This is a genomic window from Actinomycetota bacterium, from assembly GCA_030684515.1.
GTDB lineage: Bacteria > Actinomycetota > Actinomycetes > S36-B12 > S36-B12 > UBA11398.
Window position 1 is genome coordinate 93,653 of the sequence record JAUXVJ010000002.1, and the last position, 18,074, is coordinate 111,726.

The 18,074-nt window shown below is 60.1% G+C and carries 19 protein-coding genes; 10 read left to right on the top strand and 9 right to left on the bottom strand.

What is annotated here, in order from left to right; genetic code table 11:
- Positions 1-123: 123 nt before the first annotated feature.
- The 7 genes from Q8M73_00550 to Q8M73_00580 all read left to right on the top strand — a co-directional run bounded on the left by Q8M73_00550 (position 124) and on the right by Q8M73_00580 (position 7,072).
- The gene (locus Q8M73_00550; GenBank protein ID MDP2287044.1) at positions 124-1,821 is read left to right on the top strand and encodes a DEAD/DEAH box helicase; all 1,698 of its coding nucleotides are present in this window, start codon (positions 124-126) and stop codon (positions 1,819-1,821) included.
- A 43-nt stretch (positions 1,822-1,864) separates the two neighbouring features.
- Positions 1,865-2,632 carry a CPBP family intramembrane metalloprotease gene (locus tag Q8M73_00555; protein ID MDP2287045.1) on the top strand — a complete coding sequence of 256 codons (768 nt, stop codon included), beginning with the start codon at positions 1,865-1,867 and terminating at the stop codon, positions 2,630-2,632.
- Positions 2,633-2,762: 130 nt separating this feature from the next.
- A complete protein-coding gene (locus Q8M73_00560) occupies positions 2,763-3,062 on the top strand; it encodes a DUF3263 domain-containing protein (protein ID MDP2287046.1) in 300 nt (99 codons plus the stop codon).
- A 14-nt stretch (positions 3,063-3,076) separates the two neighbouring features.
- Entirely contained in the window at positions 3,077-4,312 is a 1,236-nt protein-coding gene (locus tag Q8M73_00565; GenBank protein MDP2287047.1) for an extracellular solute-binding protein, read from the top strand.
- 130 nt (positions 4,313-4,442) lie between these two features.
- The gene (gene groL / locus Q8M73_00570) at positions 4,443-6,080 is read left to right on the top strand and encodes a chaperonin GroEL (protein ID MDP2287048.1); all 1,638 of its coding nucleotides are present in this window, start codon (positions 4,443-4,445) and stop codon (positions 6,078-6,080) included.
- Between the two features lie 76 nt (positions 6,081-6,156).
- Positions 6,157-6,642, top strand: coding sequence for a hypothetical protein (locus Q8M73_00575; GenBank protein ID MDP2287049.1), 486 nt, complete (start codon positions 6,157-6,159; stop codon positions 6,640-6,642).
- 46 nt (positions 6,643-6,688) lie between these two features.
- The gene (locus Q8M73_00580; GenBank protein ID MDP2287050.1) at positions 6,689-7,072 is read left to right on the top strand and encodes a cold-shock protein; all 384 of its coding nucleotides are present in this window, start codon (positions 6,689-6,691) and stop codon (positions 7,070-7,072) included.
- Here the strand turns inward: Q8M73_00580 and Q8M73_00585 are convergent.
- Positions 7,069-7,713, bottom strand: a complete 645-nt coding sequence (locus tag Q8M73_00585; GenBank protein MDP2287051.1) for a TMEM165/GDT1 family protein — start codon at positions 7,711-7,713, stop codon at positions 7,069-7,071. The two genes, Q8M73_00580 and Q8M73_00585, sit on opposite strands and share 4 nt — an antisense overlap.
- A gap of 63 nt (positions 7,714-7,776) precedes the next feature.
- Between Q8M73_00585 and Q8M73_00590 the strand changes: the two genes are divergently transcribed.
- Positions 7,777-8,550, top strand: a complete 774-nt coding sequence (locus tag Q8M73_00590; protein MDP2287052.1) for a DUF3027 domain-containing protein — start codon at positions 7,777-7,779, stop codon at positions 8,548-8,550.
- A gap of 2 nt (positions 8,551-8,552) precedes the next feature.
- Here Q8M73_00590 and Q8M73_00595 read toward each other — a convergent pair whose 3' ends face one another.
- The gene (locus Q8M73_00595) at positions 8,553-8,777 is read right to left on the bottom strand and encodes a hypothetical protein (GenBank protein ID MDP2287053.1); all 225 of its coding nucleotides are present in this window, start codon (positions 8,775-8,777) and stop codon (positions 8,553-8,555) included.
- 299 nt (positions 8,778-9,076) lie between these two features.
- On the opposite strand from Q8M73_00595, the gene Q8M73_00600 reads away from it, so the two are divergent.
- Positions 9,077-9,769: a hypothetical protein gene (locus Q8M73_00600; protein ID MDP2287054.1), complete on the top strand. Its 693-nt coding sequence runs from the start codon at positions 9,077-9,079 to the stop codon at positions 9,767-9,769.
- Here Q8M73_00600 and Q8M73_00605 read toward each other — a convergent pair.
- The 5 genes from Q8M73_00605 to Q8M73_00625 form a co-directional block, all read right to left on the bottom strand.
- Positions 9,757-10,944, bottom strand: a complete 1,188-nt coding sequence (locus Q8M73_00605; GenBank protein ID MDP2287055.1) for an MFS transporter — start codon at positions 10,942-10,944, stop codon at positions 9,757-9,759. The genes Q8M73_00600 and Q8M73_00605 overlap by 13 nt on opposite strands.
- The gene (gene serC, locus Q8M73_00610) at positions 10,941-12,077 is read right to left on the bottom strand and encodes a phosphoserine transaminase (GenBank protein ID MDP2287056.1); all 1,137 of its coding nucleotides are present in this window, start codon (positions 12,075-12,077) and stop codon (positions 10,941-10,943) included. Before serC ends, Q8M73_00605 begins: the two co-directional genes overlap by 4 nt.
- Before the next feature lie 109 nt (positions 12,078-12,186).
- Positions 12,187-12,474: a hypothetical protein gene (locus tag Q8M73_00615; GenBank protein MDP2287057.1), complete on the bottom strand. Its 288-nt coding sequence runs from the start codon at positions 12,472-12,474 to the stop codon at positions 12,187-12,189.
- Complete coding sequence (locus Q8M73_00620) at positions 12,471-13,253, bottom strand: ParA family protein (protein ID MDP2287058.1); 783 nt, start codon at positions 13,251-13,253, stop codon at positions 12,471-12,473. The genes Q8M73_00615 and Q8M73_00620 overlap by 4 nt, the downstream gene beginning before the upstream one ends.
- 18 nt (positions 13,254-13,271) lie before the next feature.
- Positions 13,272-14,624 (bottom strand): deoxyribodipyrimidine photo-lyase, encoded by a 1,353-nt coding sequence (locus Q8M73_00625; protein ID MDP2287059.1) that lies wholly within the window; start codon positions 14,622-14,624, stop codon positions 13,272-13,274.
- Between the two features lie 101 nt (positions 14,625-14,725).
- Here Q8M73_00625 and Q8M73_00630 point away from each other — a divergent pair, with 101 nt between their 5' ends.
- The gene (locus tag Q8M73_00630) at positions 14,726-15,418 is read left to right on the top strand and encodes a metal-dependent transcriptional regulator (protein ID MDP2287060.1); all 693 of its coding nucleotides are present in this window, start codon (positions 14,726-14,728) and stop codon (positions 15,416-15,418) included.
- Here the strand turns inward: Q8M73_00630 and Q8M73_00635 are convergent, their stop codons facing one another.
- Both Q8M73_00635 and Q8M73_00640 read right to left on the bottom strand, forming a co-directional pair.
- Positions 15,419-16,660 carry a class I SAM-dependent methyltransferase gene (locus Q8M73_00635; protein ID MDP2287061.1) on the bottom strand — a complete coding sequence of 414 codons (1,242 nt, stop codon included), beginning with the start codon at positions 16,658-16,660 and terminating at the stop codon, positions 15,419-15,421.
- Entirely contained in the window at positions 16,657-18,054 is a 1,398-nt protein-coding gene (locus tag Q8M73_00640) for an FAD-binding oxidoreductase (GenBank protein MDP2287062.1), read from the bottom strand. Before Q8M73_00640 ends, Q8M73_00635 begins: the two co-directional genes overlap by 4 nt.
- Positions 18,055-18,074 lie beyond the last annotated feature (20 nt).

Here is an 18,074-nt window from a genome sequence, read left to right on the forward strand (position 1 = left end):
AGCCGATGACTGGGAGCTCTTTAGCTCACGTGCGAGTCTTGATACCTACGCGACCAGCTGTCGCCATTCGAGACACGCGAATTCGTCTCGAATGAGAGTTGTGTTGCTGTGCCGTCTTCATCCTTGTCCGAAAGCCCCTCGTTCACCGATCTTGGTGTAGCCCCGCAGTTTGCGGAGGCCCTTGGTCGTCAGGGGATTCTTGAGCCCTTCGCAATCCAGATCGCCACGATCCCTGACGCCATCGCCCGTCGCGACGTACTTGCTCGCGCCCAGACCGGCTCAGGCAAGACCTTGGCCTTTGGTCTTGCCGCGCTCACCCGCCTGATCGGCACCACCGCCAAGCCGCGTCAGCCACTGAGCTTGATCCTGGTGCCCACTCGTGAGCTCGCGATGCAGGTCAGCGACACCCTGCGCCCAATCGCTGAAGCAGGCGGATTGCGTCAGCGCCTCATTGCTGGCGGTATGCCGTACAACAAGCAGCTCGAAGCCCTTGATCGCGGCGTGCACATGCTGATCGCAACGCCAGGTCGCTTGATGGATCTTGCCGAGCGCGGATCCGTTGATCTCAGCTGCGTTGAAATCACCGTGCTCGATGAGGCCGACCAGATGTCGGACATGGGCTTCATGCCGATCGTCCGCGAGATCCTTGACCTCACCAAGCCAGGAAGTCAGCGCCTGCTGTTCAGCGCAACCCTTGATGGCGACGTTGATGTCATTCGCAAGGCCTACATGAACAATCCGGTGACACATTCACTGGCTCCAGCGTCAGCATCTGTTGAGACCATGGATCACCACGTCATGCTCGTCCACCCGATGGACAAGGAACTGATCGCTGCCCAGATCGGTGCCCGCGAAGGACGCACGATCTTCTTCGTGCGCACTCAGGCTGGTGTCGATCGACTCGCTGCACATATGACATCTCAGGGCATCGCAACTGGCGCATTGCACGGTGGCAAGACTCAAGCCGTTCGTACGCGCACCCTGGAAGCCTTCCGCAATGGTGTAACTCCCGCACTTGTAGCAACCGACGTTGCTGCGCGAGGCATTCACGTTGATGGCATCTCATTGGTTGTCCACGTGGACGCACCCCGCGACCCAAAGGACTACCTGCACCGCGCTGGCCGCACGGCTCGCGCAGGGGAGTCGGGCACAGTTGTGACCTTGGCCGCACCAAAGCAGCAGCGCACCATCTCCTCGCTGACCAGCCGCGCAGGTGTGGATCCGGTCGTGAAGCGTGTCCGTCCGCTCGATGCACATTTGGTTGAGATCACCGGAGCCCGCGAGCCATCAGGCACTCCTTGGTTCCCACCACGCGAAGCACCTGCTCGCTCAAAGTCGGGATCACGCTGGGGTTCTCAGGGTGGTCGCTCCGACAAGCCACGTTACGGTGACAAGCCACGTCGCTTCGATGATCGTCCGGCTCGTGATGATCGTGCGCCTCGTACCGATCGTTACCGTGATGATCGTCCGGCTCGTGATGATCGTGCGCCTCGTACCGATCGTTACCGTGATGATCGTCCGGCTCGTGATGATCGTGCGCCTCGTACCGATCGTTACCGTGACGATCGTCCCAAGCAGGCGGCTGCGCCTCGCACGGATCGTTACCGTGACGATCGTCCCAAGCAGGCGGCTGCGCCTCGCACGGATCGTTACCGTGATGATCGACCCAAGCAGGCGGCTGCGCCTCGCACGGATCGCCGCGCTGATAAGCCTCGTCACTCTTCGCGCCCAGTTGCAAGCACAGGACGCCCGCACAAGTCAGGTACCTCGAGCAAGCGCAGCGCTGCTCCTACGGCGCAGCGCAAGACTCGCGGAATCTAGACTCCGGTGAGCGGGAGAACCGCGTGCATCAACTGGAGCGTTCATGATCAATTGGGTCGTGCCTGAACAAGTTCCAGGCTTGGCTGTTTGGCCTTTGATTGTCGTACTGGCCTTGCTGGTGGTGCTCAACATCATCAACAACCGGGTTGCCCCGCAAACGCACTATCTGCTTTGGGCATTCGGCTGTTCGGTGGTGCTGATTGCGATCGGGCTGCTTGACGGTTGTTCGTGGACTGACATGGGGCTTGGCCGCAACTATCTCTTGAGTGGCTTCTTCTGGGGTGGCCTGTGCATTCTGGTGATTGCCTTGATTTACTTCATTGGTTCCTTGATCCGACGCACACGCACTGCATTTCACGACGAACGCATGTCGGATCTCAGTGCAACAGGCGTGCTGTTTCAGGCCCTTGTTCAAGTACCTCTTGGCACGGTTCTGCTGGAAGAAATTGCGTTCCGCTCGGTTCTCTTTGCAATGCTGGCACGAAGGTTTGGTCTGATTTGGGCAGTCGTACTGTCGTGCATCGCCTTTGGCCTGTGGCACATTCTGCCTTCGATAGGAACGCACGAACAGAACCCAGCACTTGGCTCCGTCGTTGGCGAAGGGCGTCGCGGCAATGTGCTTGCAGTCGTGTTCAGCGTGCTGAGCACAGGGGTCTCTGCAGTGATCTTCATCGCCTTGAGACTCGTGTCAGGCAGTGTGCTTGCACCAATGGGTCTGCATTGGGGAACAAACGGGCTGGGCTATGCCTTCAGCTGGGTGCTGATCCGGATCCGAGATCGTGGCACACCCACCACAGCGCCTCCCGCCTAGGTGGATGACTGCCATCAGACCTCAATTTGTACGCAACAACCCCCTTTGATGGAGCTTGCGTGCCCTAAATGACATCCATGGGATTTACCATCTACGATGGTGGCACTGCTCGTAATCGAAGGGACTCGGCATGGATACAGCTCGTCAGGCTTATGGTCAGCCTGTGGTCCACGAGCTGACTGATCGTGACCGCGCCATCCTTGAATTTGAGCGCCAATGGTGGAAGTTCGCCGGCGCAAAGGAGCAGGCAATCCGAGAACTCTTCGATATGAGCGCCACGCGCTATTACCAACTGCTCAATGGTCTGATCGACCTGCCAGCCGCTCTTGAGCTTGATCCCATGCTCGTGAAGAGGCTGCGACGCATGCGCTCATCTCGCCAGAAGGCCCGCTCTGCGCGCCGGCTTGGCATGGAGCTTGAATCTCGCTGACCGCGAGTACAGCCATGCGCCGTCTGACCACTGCTGCACTGGCAGGCACCTTCGTGTTCGGGTTGCTCGTCGCATTGCCGATGGCGCCCTCGAGCGCTGCTGACGGTCAGCTGGTGATCTGGGCTGATCAACTTCGCGCAGACGTGATCAAGGCTCAATTCCCTGACGGTTTCAAAGGCACCAAGCTCAACGTGGTTGTCAAGGAAAGCCTGGCCGCGATCGAGGAGCAGCTGAAGTCGGTCAAGCCTGAAGATGGCCCGGACGTCATCGCTGCGGAGCACACCTCAACGGGCGCTCTCGTGCAGGCAAAACTGGTGCGGCGATTGACTCCTGGCAAGGCCGTGGCGAGCCTGTTTCCGGCCAATGTTCTCAACGGTTTCCGCTACAACTCGCGCACCTATGGCATCCCAATTCAATTCGAGAATCTGGCGATGGTGACCAATACTGCGCTGGTACCCAAGCAGCCAAAGACCTTTGCCAAGCTCACCGCAGTTGCCAAGCGCTTGCTTGCCACTGGCAAGGCAACCGCGGGTGTGGCTGTGGGGCAAGGTGATGCCGGCAATGCCTACAACATGTACCCCTTCTTCAGCGGGCTCGGTGGATACGCACTTGGTGTTGATGCAAAAGGCAACGTGAATCCAAGCGACGTCGGCGTCGCCAATCCGACATTCTTGGGGAACTCTGGCCAGATCAAGCAGTGGAATGCCGATCGCGTGATCGACTCGTCGATGACCACCGCGGCGGCCAAGGATGTCTTCGCCGCGGGCAAGGCGCCGTTTTGGATCACTGGTCCATGGGATCTGAACTCAGTGGTCGCGCTTCCCTTTGGCTACCGCATCACCGCAGTTCCGAGCATGGTGCAGACCAAGGCCACGTCGCCACTGCTGGGCATGAAGGGCTTCATGGTCACCGTCTTCGCTCAAGGCCACCAGATGCGCAAGGAGGCCGACCGATTCCTGACCGAGGGCATTGCCCGGGCCGGCGTGCAGGCGGCATTTGCCACCGCAGCCCGACGGATGCCTGCCAACCGCAAGGCCGCCTCGGGTATCACTGATCTGCGATTGCGAGCCTTCGGCTCGGCTGGCACCTCGGGGGTAGCTATTCCAAATGTGCCGCAGATGCAGGATGTGTGGGGGCCACTGGGCACGGCGTGGCAGGTGACGACGAAGGGCGGCGCTGCCACAGCACCTGTTCCTGCCTTCACGGACGCTCAGGCGAAGGTGGTTGCGGCCATCGCCGCACGCTCCTAGAGCCCGGTCGGCGGGGGGCTTGGGCCACAGATTCCATTTGCACTCTCCTAGGCAGAGTGCTAAAAATGACTTAGCACTCGACACCTGAGAGTGACAACTTCCGCACGGACGTTCCTGGAGGAACAGGTCAATGGCAAAGATCATCGCATTTGATGAAGAGGCGCGTCGCTCGCTTGAGCGCGGCATGAACGTGCTCGCAGACGCAGTCAAGGTCACGCTCGGCCCTAAGGGTCGCAACGTAGTTTTGGAGAAGAAGTGGGGAGCCCCCACGATCACGAACGACGGTGTATCCATCGCCAAGGAGATCGATCTCGAGGATCCCTACGAGAAGATCGGCGCCGAGCTCGTCAAGGAGGTCGCCAAGAAGACTGACGACGTCGCTGGCGACGGCACCACCACCGCAACTGTGCTTGCACAGGCACTTGTTCGTGAAGGCCTGCGCAACGTCGCAGCCGGATCCAACCCCATGGGCCTCAAGCGTGGCATCGACAAGACCGTCGCAGTGATCTGCGACGAGTTGCTGCTGATGGCCAAGGATGTTGAGACCAAGGAGCAGATCGCTTCCACCGCAGCAATCTCCGCCGGTGGCGATGCTGAGGTTGGCAATCTCATTGCTGAGGCCATGGACAAGGTCGGCAAGGAAGGCGTCATCACTGTTGAAGAGAGCAATACCTTCGGACTTGAGCTCGAGCTCACCGAGGGCATGCGCTTCGACAAGGGTTACATCTCCGCGTACTTCATGACGGATCCAGAGCGCATGGAAGCCGAGCTCGAAGATCCCTACATCCTCATCATGAACTCCAAGATCTCTTCTGTGAAGGATCTGCTGCCACTGCTTGAGAAGGTCATGCAGTCGGGCAAGGCGCTGGTCATCATCGCTGAAGATGTTGATGGCGAGGCGCTGTCGACCCTGGTGGTGAACAAGATCCGTGGCACCTTCCGCTCGGTTGCCATCAAGGCCCCAGGCTTTGGCGATCGTCGCAAGGCCATGCTGCAGGACATTGCGATTCTCACCGGCGGTCAGGTCATCTCAGAAGAGGTTGGCCTGAAGCTTGAGAACGCCACACTTGATCTGCTGGGCCGCGCTCGCAAGGTGCAGGTCAGCAAGGATGAGACCACAATCGTTGAAGGTGCCGGCGACGTGGACCAGATCAATGGTCGCGTCAACCAGATTCGCACCGAGATCGAAGGCTCAGATTCAGACTACGACCGTGAGAAGCTGCAGGAGCGTCTGGCCAAGCTGGCCGGCGGCGTTGCAGTCATCAAGGTTGGCGCCGCGACTGAAGTTGAGCTCAAGGAGCGCAAGCACCGCATCGAAGATGCAGTGCGCAACGCCAAGGCCGCAGTTGAAGAGGGCATCGTCCCCGGCGGCGGCGTCGCGCTCATCCAGGCACTTGCCTCAGCAGCCAGCAAGATCGAAGCACTCGGCCTCACCGGCGAGCAGCTGGTCGGCTCGAACATCGTTCGCGTGGCCATCAGCGCACCGCTGAAGCAGATCGCTGAGAACGCTGGCCTTGAAGGTGGAGTCGTGGCCGAGAAGGTTCGCGAACTCACTCCGGGCCACGGTCTGGACGCCTCAACTGGTGAGTACGTCGACATGATCGCCATGGGCATCATCGACCCAGCCAAGGTGACTCGTTCGGCCCTGCAGAATGCAGCGTCGATCGCCGGTCTGTTCCTGACCACGGAGGTCGTCGTGGCCGACAAGCCCGAGAAGTCAGCACCGGCAATGCCAGGTGGCGGCGACATGGGTGGCATGGACTTCTAGTCCAACTCGCACTTGGACGGCATCCCTTCGGGGGTGCCGTCCTTTGCTTTGCCCTGGCGCTGCATAGGGTCACCACATGGCACTCCCCGCGGGATCTTGGATCCTTGGTCAGATCCATCCGGTCCTGACTCTGCAGGCCGAGGTCAAGGGCCGGCCATTCACCCTGAAGGCGCCGATCGACTCCGCAGACGTGGTGATCGCCGAGGATCTGACACTCTCCTTGGGCGTGCGCATCGATCAGGTGAGTGCTGGCAACTTCCTGTTGGATGCGGCGCTTCGGGGATTTCTCGTCAGCTATGGAGCGCACCAGCTCTTCTTCGCCGGCACGGGTGAACTTGCCGCTGACCCTGTGGAACTGACGGGGGTGGCCAGGGCGGGCCAGGTGGCGGTGGATCTCGTCCTTGATTTGCGTGAACTCGCCAGCACCGAGCAGTCGCTGGTGCTCGGGGTCACCGGTACGGCGGTCTTCAAGGATGTCGACGTGCCAATTCCGGGCGTCGGCAGTCTGGATCAGCTCGAACTCGCCGTGTTGACGCAACTCGACCTCGTCGTGGGTCAGTAATTCACCCGTAAGCGCTGCTGGGCCGCGTGCTGAGTAGGCTTTGCGGATGCCTACGGGAACCGTGAAGTGGTACGACACTGAGAAGGGCTTCGGCTTCATCGCATCCGATGACGGCGAGGATGTCTTCGTGCACGTGTCGACTCTGCCCGAAGGCGTGACGGCCCTGAAGCAGGGCACCAAGGTTGAGTTCGGCATCGTCGATGGCCGCCGCGGCAAGCAGGCGCTGTCAGTGACCTTGATTGGTCCGGTGCCGTCAGTCGTCAAAGGCAGTCGCAAGCCAGCCGGAGACCTCGCGGGCATCGTCGAAGATGTCATCAAGATGCTCGATGGTGTTGCCACGCAGCTTCAGCGCGGAAAGTACCCTGCTGATGCTGTTGCTCAGAAGACGGCTGCAGTGCTTCGTGCTGTCGCGAACGACCTGGACATCTAGCCGACCCTGAGTTCTTGCACGAGCTCGTAGGCCGTCCACAGGGCCAGCCCGAGCAGAACACAACCTGATGCGATGCGCACTTTCGACAGTGGTACGCGCTGCTGAAGCCATCGGCCTAGCACCACCGCCAGACCGCCGACCGTGATCAGCGCCAACCATGAGCCGATGAACACTGCAAGAGGCTGTCCTGTCTTGGCTGCCTGCGCTGCAGTGAAGATCTGAGTGAGGTCACCCCACTCGGCTGCAAACAGCACAAGGAAGCTCGTGATGAATGCGCGGCGCGCTGAGTCGCTTGGGGTGTTTCCAACCTTGGCGAGCACCTCGGACTCCTCCGCCGATTCGACCGCGGCTTCGGCTGCGCGGGATTTCAAACCACCGCGGATAAGAATGACTGAGCCGATAGCGAAGAGCAGGGAGGTTGCACCCAGTACTGGTTCGATCGGCAACAACGCGATGAACCCGCCGGCAACAACTGCGATGAGACATTGAATGAAGAATGCCGCGCTGACACCAAGCCAGACCCACAGATGGCGGAATCGGGTGGCGAGCACCAGAGCAGCGACAAAGGTCTTGTCTGGCAATTCGGCCAGGAAGATCACCGGGAATGTCGTCAGGATGACCCCGAGGTCGACATTCCACATCAGAGAGCAGCCTAAGTGCCCCCGGCCCTGCAGTGTCCGGCACTGGTACGCGAGAATCCCATCGTGACCCCTACCAACACGTCTACTGCGATCAAGGCTGATCCAGTGCTGATCGGCGCTAATGAGATGGCGCGTGACGCTGTGGTCGCCGAGGTTGGCGAAGCCTTTGTAGGCGAGTACATCGGATCCAAGATGGATGCAGAGCGCATCGCCACGCACTTGTTTGTCTGCACAAACCCGGCATATCTCGGATGGAACTGGGCCGTCGTGCTGGTGCGCGCGGCTCGAGCAAAGGTTGCCACGGTCAATGACGTGGTGCTCATGCCTGGCGAGCAAGCGCTCGTCGCGCCTGCGTGGGTGCCTTGGAGCGAGCGGGTCCAAGCCGGAGACCTCGGTGTCGGCGACATCCTGCCAACACCTGCAGATGATCCACGACTGGTTGCTGCGCTCACAGGTGAAGACGAGCTTGAAGGTGTGGCATCGCTGGCCCCACTGACCCCCGGTCAATGGGAACTGGGACTAGGTCGCGCGCGCGTCCTTTCGCCAGTTGGCCGAGACGAAGCTGCCCTGCGCTGGATTGAAGGCGACACCGGCCCTCAAGCTGCGATGGCTCGCAACGCTGCATTGGAATGCGGGACATGCGGCTACCTGCTGGTGATGGGTGGAATTGTCGGTCAGGCTTTTGGAATCTGCGCCAATGAGCTTGGCGCTGCTGACGGCAAGGTCGTCAGTTTGAATTTCGGCTGTGGGGCACATTCAGAGGTACTCGTCGAGGCACCTGTCGAGCATGTCGACTTGGCGCCAGCAGATGAGTCAGGCGACCTCGGACACTCGTAGCATCAGGCGGTTTGGAGTTTGCCTCGAAGGTAGACCAGCCCGCCCAGCCCGCTGATGATGCCAATTGCGCACGTCATCAACCACCAGCCCAAGCCTGAGTCACGGGCAAGCAGGATCGGGACGCCAATGACTGCTGCCAGCACCCATGCAATGGTTCCCAGGCGAATCGCAGTGCGCGCGGAAATCACTGAATCATGTTCTGGACGGTACGCACTTGAGCGACTCATGCATCTACTCCGGGTCCTAGTGGCTGGTCTGGTGGACACGCTACTGGCTGGCAATCGGAAAGGACTTAAGGTCTTCTCATGAGTCCTCGTGCCCGGCGCATCATCACGCTGGTTGTGCTTGCCTCATTGATCGGATCTGTGGTGCTGGCTGCACTTTTGAGTGTATGAGGCGATTACTCTCCGGCGTCGTTTTACTGGCGCTGGGAATTGCTGGATTGACTCATGCCACAAGTCAGGCCGCTCCCACTTGGAAAGTGCAGTGCAACTTTTCGGATGATCGTTTCACCGAAATCAGCGGGATGACGCGTTCACAGAGCTTTCCCGGTGTGCTCTACGTACACAACGACTCTTCTGGTGGGCCCTACATCTACGCCGTCGATGAACGCACGTGCAAGACCCTGGCGACACTGAAGATTGCCGGCAGCCGGGCCCGAGACTATGAAGCGATAGCTACAGGCACGGATGCAAAGGGGAGAGCTGTCATCTGGCTTGGAGACCTGGGTGACAATCTCGACTCGTGGCCGTACGTAGAGCTCCTCAGGATTCCAGAACCCCGCGCGTTGAAGTCCCAGACACTCAATTCACGCACCGTGCGAGTGACGTATCCTGACCGGCCGCACAATGCTGAAGCTCTGCTTGCCGATCCGAAAAGTCTGCAGGTCTGGATCGTCACGAAACAACTCGCCCATGGAAGCCTGTACTCACTGCCCAACCCTCCCGGCAAGCTGAGCAAGGCCACCGCAGTGAGCGTTGAGGACGGTCTCATCACCGATGGTGCAGTGTCGCCCCAAGGTGATCGCTACGTCTTGCGCACCTACTTTGACGCAACCGTGTATGCGGGATTGCCACCTGGACGCAAGCCAGTGACCTTTGACCTGCCCGGACAGTTCCAAGGCGAGGCCATCACCTGGACGGCCGACGGCAAGGCGCTGCTGATCGCAAGCGAGCGAGATGCGCGTTTGCTGCGAGTTGAGATCCCTCAGACAGGTTGATGCACGCTGGCTTGGGGAGCAGTGACCGGGCGCACAAGCAAGATCGTCAATGCAATGCCCAGGAATACCGGCACCATCAGGAATGCAAGATGCACGCCGACGTGGTCCGCGATCACGCCAAGGGCGATGGGCGCGGTTGCCACCGCAATGCTTGCAAAGACCAGAGCAAGCGCAGAGGCGCGGTCGGTCAATCCATTGGAGACCTGGATGGCCCTTGCGATGCCCAAAGGCGTCTGCACGCTGATGCCGATGCCCCCGATGACAAGGCCGAGCAGCACTGCGGGCCACCAAGTGAAACTCCATGCAAGGACGAATGCCAGGAGTGAAAGTACAACCGAACCACGTAGTAGGAAATCGGCTGCATGTCGCTCTGCCAGGCGAGCACCGATCAATCGGCCCACCAGCATCCCGCCTGTGATTGCGCTGATGGAGGCCGCAGCGGCTCCCGCCTCGAAGCCGCATCGCTCGCGAAGCAGATCTGCGCTCCAGAAGGTCATAGTGAATTCGGTGGCCACGAAGGTCATGAACAGCACCAGGCTCCAGTAGATCTCACGCGGCATCTTGTCTCGTTGCTCGTGCGCCAACTCACGGGCAGCTGTTCGATATGGCGCAAGGTTCCTGCCGCGAGCGAACTCGACGATGACGAGCGCTACAACCGTGACCCAAATGCCGGCGCGCCAGCCAAGCACAGTGGCAGTGGCGATACCGATCGCAAGTGGGGCCAGCAATCCCAGGAATGCGGCGGCCGCATTCATTTCAAGGAGTGCGCTGGGGCCGGCATCTCCCTGATGGTCCATGACGAAGGCGTTCAGAGCCGAAACGAAGAAGGATCCACACAAAGCGGCAAGGAAGGCACCGCCAAGGGTGACCGGGAAACTGGCACTGGGAGAGGTGTACACCACGATGCCGGCAATGGCACCGATGCCACCAACGCGCATGACCGTGCCACGGCCCCAATGCATGAGTGCCTTGCCCGCGAGCAGTGAGCCGATCAGGCTGCCGGTTGCAAGGAAAGTGCCGTGAAGCGCCGCGATTGAGCGAGTCGTGCCCTGCTCATCGCGCAGCAGAGCCTGAGTTGCGCCAAAGGCATAGATGAACCAAGCAAAGAAGCCGTTCTGCAGGTAGCAGATCCACGTTGGCTTATCGCGACGGGGACGTGCAGGGACTGTTGTCATGAAAGCTCTGAGATCACAAAGTCAATGCAGCTGATGAGTGCTCGCACGTCATCGGGTTCAACTGATGGGAACACGCCAATGCGGAGCTGATTGCGACCAAGTTTGCGGTAGGGCTCTGTGTCGACAATGCCATTGGCGCGCAAGGCCTTGGTGATCAGAGTTGCATCAACCGAATCGTCGATGTCGATCGTTGCGACGACGCCCGAACGCTTTGCAGGGTCCTTCACGAAAGGCGTGGCCAGGGGATTGGCCTGCGCCCAGTCGTACAGCAGGCCAGTGGACTCTGAGGTGCGCGCCGCGCACCAACTCAATCCACCATTGCCATTGAACCAGTCGACCTGCTCGGCCATCATCAGGATTGTTGCGAGCGCGGGTGTGTTGTATGTCTGATCCTGAACCGAATTGTCGATTGCGGTCTGCAGGTCAAGGAACGGCGCGATCCAGCGATCAGTGGCCTTGATCTCAGCAACGCGAGCCAGCGCTGCCGGTGACATCAGGGCGAACCACAAGCCGCCATCTGAGCCAAAGCTCTTCTGTGGAGCGAAGTAGTAGGTATCGAACTGCAGTGGGTCAACCATCAGACCGCCGGCAGCTGAAGTGGCATCGATGATGACCAGTGCATCGGCATCTGCGCCGTTGACGCGCACGGGTGTTACGGCCACACCAGTTGAGGTCTCATTGTGAGGTGAGCAGTACGCATCGACGCCAGCCTCGGCGATAAAGCTTGGAGCATCTCCGGGCTCGGATGTGCGGATAGTGGGCTCGCCCAGGAATGGAGCGTCCTTGACGCCGCTGGCGAACTTGGCACCAAACTCACCGAAGGACAGGAACTGTGCTCGATCGCGGATGAGTCCGAACGCTGCCGCATCCCAGAAAGCAGTGGACCCACCGTTGCCGAGGATCACTTCGTAGCCATCGGGCAGGTTGAACAGATCTGAAAGCCCGGTGCGCAGTCGCCCGACCTGTGATTTCACTGTCTTCTGGCGGTGGCTGGTGCCCAGATAGGTCTTCCACACATCGGAGAGAGCATCAATCTGCTCCTTTCGCACCTTTGATGGTCCCGCTCCAAAGCGGCCATCAGCAGGCAGAAGGTCAGCAGGAATCTTGATGTTGTCGGGCACAGATCGCTCCATTGATGTAGTACCGGGGACCCACACTCGTCGACCTCGCACTGGTGGCCGCGGATGAGGCGCCCGTGGTGGGCGCAGGGCTGAGTCTAGGGACTGCAGAGGTGCGCTGGGTTCAGCGCTTCAGATAGGTGCGCGCCAGCATGGCGACAAGGGCATCCACGCTCATTCCACGGTCCAAAGCCTCTGCGCGAAGGGCTTTGCGGATGGATTTAGGGATCTCGATGCTCAGTTCGACCAGCTTGTCCTCCTTGGGGCCAAGCAGGGCATCAGAAGTGTTTCCAGAGTTCAGGGGGGCTCGCTCGCCGACATCGCGCGGCAAGGTGGGGTGCCACACGGCATCGCTTGCACGAGACAGGGCTACGCGTGGGGTCGAGTCGAACTCCGGCTTGGCATCGCTCATCTTTGGATCTCCGTTACGCGAAGGGCGGGCATGAGTTCGTCGTAGAGACAATCGAAGATGCGGGCCAGTTCAGTGCCGGCAGGTGAATCCCAGGCATGGATGGGCATACCGGCCGCCTCGGCTTGCTGAATCGCATTGCGCTCAGGGATGACGTGATCACTGACCAGATCGCCATATGAGACACGTAGCTCTTCAATGCGCATGCGCTGTTCGGCAACTGAGGGCCGCGCTTTGTTCACGACGATGGAAGCGGGCCGCATCAATGGGTTCGTTGAGCTGCGGATGACTTCAGCAGCCTCGATTGCCTGCTCTGCTCCCCGCAAGGCAAAGAAGCCGGGTTCGGTGACAATTACCGCGCAATCACTTGCACTCAAGGCATTGCGAGTGAGTTCGCCAAGTGAGGGCGGGCAATCGATCAGTACCAGGTCATATGAGCGAGGAAGGCTTGCCAGACTCGCTCGAAGTCTCAGAGAGGAGTGGCGCCCTTCAACTGTGTTGCGGTGTTCAAGGGCCCGTTCGGCCGCAAGCACATGCACCTTCTTGCCCCACGGTGAGTGCGTGACCGCATCCACCGCGATGCCAGGTCGAGCGTCAGCGAGCACGTCATTGATGGTGAACAGTGGATTCTCGACATGCAATCCCATTGTGGCGTTGGCTTGCGGGTCCAGATCGACAACGAGCACCCGATGACCACGAGCCCAGGCAGCGCTCGCCAGTCCGAGTGTGACGGAGGTCTTGCCCACTCCACCCTTCATCGAGACGACGGAAAAGGTGGGCATGGGGCCACATCGTACGTGTCAGTGACTGGTCGGCTGCCGAATAGTTGCGTAGTCCTCCAATGCCACCAGCCGCTCCGCTGCATGGTCAACGCATCGGGCCGGATAGCCAGCCGCGTACCCGTCGTTGAACTTCCAGGGCTCGTGGGCCGCAGGACCAGAGAGGTGGGCAAGCTCTGGCACATACCGACGGACATAATCCCCGTCAGGATCGAACTTGAGCCCCTGCAGTACCGGGTTGAACACTCGGTAGAACGGGGCGGCGTCGGTACCGCAGCCGGCCACCCACTGCCAACCGTGCGCATTGCTTGCCAGATCGGCGTCGCGCAGTTCCTTCATGAACCATCCAGCACCCAACTGCCAGGGCAAGTGCAGGTCCTTGACCAGGAAACTCGCGGCCACCATGCGCACTCGGTTGTGCATCCAGGCTTCGGCACGCAGTTGGCGCATGCCTGCATCGACAAATGGATAGCCAGTCATTCCAAGGCTCCATCGTTCGAACGCCAGATCAGCGTCGGGGCCGTGTGCCCAAGGCATGGCATCGAAGCGTGAATCAAGAGACTCGTGCGCTGAAGCGGGGGAGTGAAGGAGCACATCTGCGTAGAACTCCCGCCAGCACAATTCCTTGCGGAACGTTGCATCGCCATCCCCGAGTTGGCTGAGCATGGAGCGCGGGTGGATTTCTCCCCAACGAAGGTACTGACTCATCGCGCTGCTTGCTGACAGATCGGCGCGATCGCGCTGGCTGGCATAGCCGCTCAAGTGGTGCTCCCGAAAGCGGTGCCACTGATCCCAAGCCGCAGGCTCTCCTGCGGGCGGGAGCGTGAGACCCTCGCGCAAAATGGGCCTTGCTGGCAATGGATCCCCATCGCCAGCGGAGATGAAGTGCGAGCCGTTCGCATGGGCTGGCCCGCGCCAACCGTGCTCGAGCCATGCGCGGTGGAAGGGAGTAAAGACGCGGTATGGCGAGCCATCTGCTTTCGTCACTCGCCCAGGAGAAACGGCGTATGAAGATCCAGTGCGGACCAAGGCCGTCGCGCCGAGCCGAGCCTCAACATTCACGTCGCGGACACGTCCGTACGGTCCGAAGTCCTCAGCGATGTGCACGCTGGGTGCGCCCAGGGACTTGGCGAGTTCTGGAATCACTGCCTGCGGATCGCCTCTTCGCACATGCAGGAGGCCACCCAGGCTCGTGTTGAGAGATTCAAGCGAAGCCAGAAGATAGGCCTGACGCGCGGTCCCCGATGCTTCCCACAGCTTGGGGTCAAGGACGAAAAGAGGGATCACGCCTTCTGAACTTGCATCCAGTGCCGCATTCAATGCCGGATTGTCGCGAAGACGTAGATCACGGCGAAACCACATGATCGCGGGCATCTGTGCAGCGTAGAACGCACGTGGGTGTCCGGAGACCTTGCCCTGCTGACATAGGCTTAGGTTTGCCTTACAACACATGCCGGCGAGCAGGAAGGGGCAATGTGACTGCCCTGATTGACACGACCGAAATGTATCTCCGCACAATCTTTGAGCTTGAAGAAGAAGGCATCGCCCCAATGCGAGCCCGCATCACCGAGCGTCTGCATCAAAGTGGACCGACCGTTTCACAGACGGTAGCGCGCATGGAACGTGACGGACTGGTCGTGGTCACTGCGGATCGCCAACTGCAATTCACCGATGAGGGCCGCGATGCTGCTGTGCGCGTGATGCGCAAGCACCGGCTTGCCGAATGCCTGCTCGTGTCAGTGCTCGGGCTCCCCTGGGAGGACGTCCACATCGAGGCCTGCCGCTGGGAGCATGTGATGAGTGAGACGGTTGAGTTGCGTCTCCTTGAAATCCTGGGCCACCCCACTGAGTCGCCCTACGGAAACCCCATCCCTGGGCTTGACTTTCTGACGCCGGATTCTGCAACTGCGGTTGAAGACCCCATCGGACTGCTCTCGCTCAGCGAGGTGGTCACGCCTGAGGTGCAACGCGTAAAAGTGCGCCGGCTAGCCGAGCCGGTCCAAGAAGATGCCTTTGCTATGGCGCAACTGCGCCGCGTTGGGGCAACCCCGGGCGCAACTGTTGTCGCGAACCGGACCGTTGGTGGCATCCACATCGGGATCAGTGGCGAGTACGCGGAGATCAACGATGATGTGGCGCAGCACGTCTTGGTTCAGCTGCAAGCCTGATCAAGCGACATCGAGCTGCATGCGCAGCGGCACTCCTGATCGGTACCCCTGTGAGAGTTTCACACCAAGAGTCTGATGCAACTGGATCGTGTTCAGATCGAATCCCAGGCGTGAGGCTGCCATATACAGGCGCCACACGCGTGCGGTACCGAGCCCAGCTTCGGCTACCGCCTCATCCCAGTGTGCTTCAAGGTTGTCACACCAGTGCTTGAGAGTGAGCGAGTAGTGCTCGCGCAAGTTTTCTTCGTGGCGGATCTCGAAGCCGGCGTTGTTCATCGTGCTGATGATGTGTCCGGGACCTGACAACTCTCCATCAGGAAAGACGTAGCGATTGATGAAGGACGTGCGGTGGTGCGAGGGCGCTTGGTCATTTGGGCGAGTGATGGTGTGATTCAGCATGCGGCCGCCCTCACGCAGTTTGCTGAACATGAAGGCGAAGTACGACGGGTAGTTCGCTCGACCGATGTGCTCGGTGAGTCCAATTGATGAGATCGCATCGAATTGCGTTTCGGCTACGTCGCGGTAGTCGCTGAATCGAATCTCGGCCGATTGGCCGAGCCCGGCATCGATGATGGCCCGCTGCCCCCAATCAGCCTGCTGCTTTGACAGGGTTACGCCGATGGCCTTCACGCCGTAGTGCTTCACGGCGTGAAGGAGCATTCCACCCCACCCGCAACCCACGTCGAGCAGACGCATGCCCGGCTGTAGCCCGAGCTTGCGGCAGACCAGGTCGAATTTGGTCTCCTGCGCGTGCTCAAGGCTTGTCTGTTCATTCGGGAAGACCGCGCACGTGTAGGCCATGGATGGACCCAGTACCCAGCTGTAGAACGTGTTCGAGACGTCATAGTGGTGATGGATGGCGTCCGCATCACGGTGCTTTGAGTGACGTCTGCCTGAAAGTTTGCGCTCCTGCGGCGGAGGTGACGGCCGAGAGAGCACGTAGGGCAGGAGTTCCTTGGCCAGGCGCGCCTTCTCCTTCACTCCAAGATGCGAAGTGTCGAGGGGGTACAGCCTTGACAGGGCTTTGTAGGTATCACCGATGATCTCCAGATCGCCGCTGACATAAGCGCGTGCCAGGCCTAGTTGGGACCTTTCCGTGGCGATGTATTGCGCGCCGCGAGGACTTCGCAGTTCGAGGGTGACCTCTGCGTCGGGTGGTCCCGCAGTTGATCCATCAAAGGCCCGGAACGCAACCCCGCGTTCCTCCGGCACGATCGTGGCAAAGACTTGAGAGAGTGTCATCGCTGTTCCACCACCTTTTCGTACAGTCCGAGCAGTCGTCCTGCAGGGTCGTACCGTGCCTTAAGCGCTGGGTACTGTGTCCCCCCGTAGATCGTCCAAAACGTGGACCGATCGTAGAACGCGGTCGAATAAAGAGACTTCCGGCCTCCCAGTTCAGTCACCTTGGCTTCGATTTGGCGATTGCGCAATCCCGATTTTGGATCAACACCTGGCTCAACAGGCACGCTGGACCAGAAGCCGACGTTCACGTACGTGGTGTCCGCCTCGAATTCGTACAGCGGCCAAACGGCTTTTGGGTCGCGTTGCTTCAGCGGGCAGATCCAGATGGGGCTGATGCCGACTACTTCATGGAAGAACTCTAGAAATTCCTGAAGTCGATTGATCGGCACCTCAATGTCTTGCACGACTGCCTCGCGCTGCGCCTTACCCCGCAGGCGATTGAGTGTGCCGGCTATGTCGTAGCGATGATCGAGAGCAATGAATTTCCAGTAGACATCGCTGCGCAATTTTGATTTCGGCCAGAGTCTGCGGATCAGCGGCTGTTGCGCCCCGAAGGCGCGCGAACACCAGAACCAATCTGTATCCCACCGCCACAAGTAGTCGTGAATGGTGAGGTAGTCCTGCTCGCGAGACTGAATGGACCGGTAGTAGATGTGCTGCCCGGAGTAGTCGCTGACACGAGCGCCGGCCGGCAGTTCGCTGCACATGGTTCCCAGAGTCAGGTAGTGCTCGCGCTCGCTGAACACCGTGCCATCCAGAAAATCAACCCGGCACCCTTGGAACATGTGCGACTCAGTGATCTCGACTATTGCGTCAGTCAACTGCTCGGCCGAGGCAAAAGGCAGATGGCGAAGGTGAACATATGCAAGCGCGGGTTCGAGCTCGATCCGCAGGCGTAGCGCGTAGCCAAGGGAGCCGTAGGAATTGGGAAAGCCGAAGAACAGATCGCGGTGAGGATCATCAGCTGATCCGCTGACGGTGAGCACCTCACCGGTGCCGGTGAGAATGTCCATCTCAATCACGGACTCGTGCGGGCTGCCGTGCCGGAAACTTGCAGCTTCGATGCCCAGCCCCGTGACTGCGCCGCCGAGGGTGATCGTGCGGAGCTGTGGAACACACATCGGCATCAGCCCCAAGGGCAGGGTCGCGGCGACCAAGTGCTCATAGGTCGTCATGCCCAGCACATCAGCAGTTCGGGCGTCAGGGTCGATCTGCAGCACGCCGTCAAAGGAGGTGACGTCCAGGCCCGGGCTGCGCATCGCGACCCGTGGACGAAACAGGTTCGAGGTCCGCTTTGCCAATCTGACTGTGGTTCCCTCAGGGATGCTTGCGTACTGCTCTGCTATCCGGGCAACCAGAAGTTCATATGGCTGATCAGCTGCGGATGTCAGCATGAAACGCACGTTAGTCGGTA

Coding starts and splice junctions, on each gene's coding strand:
- Q8M73_00555 (MDP2287045.1), top strand. CDS start 1,865: ATGATCAATTGGGTCGTGCCTGAACAAGTTCCAGGCTTGGCTGTTTGG.
- Q8M73_00560 (MDP2287046.1), top strand. CDS start 2,763: ATGGATACAGCTCGTCAGGCTTATGGTCAGCCTGTGGTCCACGAGCTG.
- Q8M73_00565 (MDP2287047.1), top strand. CDS start 3,077: ATGCGCCGTCTGACCACTGCTGCACTGGCAGGCACCTTCGTGTTCGGG.
- groL (MDP2287048.1), top strand. CDS start 4,443: ATGGCAAAGATCATCGCATTTGATGAAGAGGCGCGTCGCTCGCTTGAG.
- Q8M73_00575 (MDP2287049.1), top strand. CDS start 6,157: ATGGCACTCCCCGCGGGATCTTGGATCCTTGGTCAGATCCATCCGGTC.
- Q8M73_00580 (MDP2287050.1), top strand. CDS start 6,689: ATGCCTACGGGAACCGTGAAGTGGTACGACACTGAGAAGGGCTTCGGC.
- Q8M73_00585 (MDP2287051.1), bottom strand. CDS start 7,713: ATGTGGAATGTCGACCTCGGGGTCATCCTGACGACATTCCCGGTGATC.
- Q8M73_00595 (MDP2287053.1), bottom strand. CDS start 8,777: ATGAGTCGCTCAAGTGCGTACCGTCCAGAACATGATTCAGTGATTTCC.
- Q8M73_00600 (MDP2287054.1), top strand. CDS start 9,077: ATGACGCGTTCACAGAGCTTTCCCGGTGTGCTCTACGTACACAACGAC.
- Q8M73_00605 (MDP2287055.1), bottom strand. CDS start 10,944: ATGACAACAGTCCCTGCACGTCCCCGTCGCGATAAGCCAACGTGGATC.
- serC (MDP2287056.1), bottom strand. CDS start 12,077: ATGGAGCGATCTGTGCCCGACAACATCAAGATTCCTGCTGACCTTCTG.
- Q8M73_00615 (MDP2287057.1), bottom strand. CDS start 12,474: ATGAGCGATGCCAAGCCGGAGTTCGACTCGACCCCACGCGTAGCCCTG.
- Q8M73_00620 (MDP2287058.1), bottom strand. CDS start 13,253: ATGCCCACCTTTTCCGTCGTCTCGATGAAGGGTGGAGTGGGCAAGACC.
- Q8M73_00625 (MDP2287059.1), bottom strand. CDS start 14,624: ATGCCCGCGATCATGTGGTTTCGCCGTGATCTACGTCTTCGCGACAAT.
- Q8M73_00635 (MDP2287061.1), bottom strand. CDS start 16,660: ATGACACTCTCTCAAGTCTTTGCCACGATCGTGCCGGAGGAACGCGGG.
- Q8M73_00640 (MDP2287062.1), bottom strand. CDS start 18,054: ATGCTGACATCCGCAGCTGATCAGCCATATGAACTTCTGGTTGCCCGG.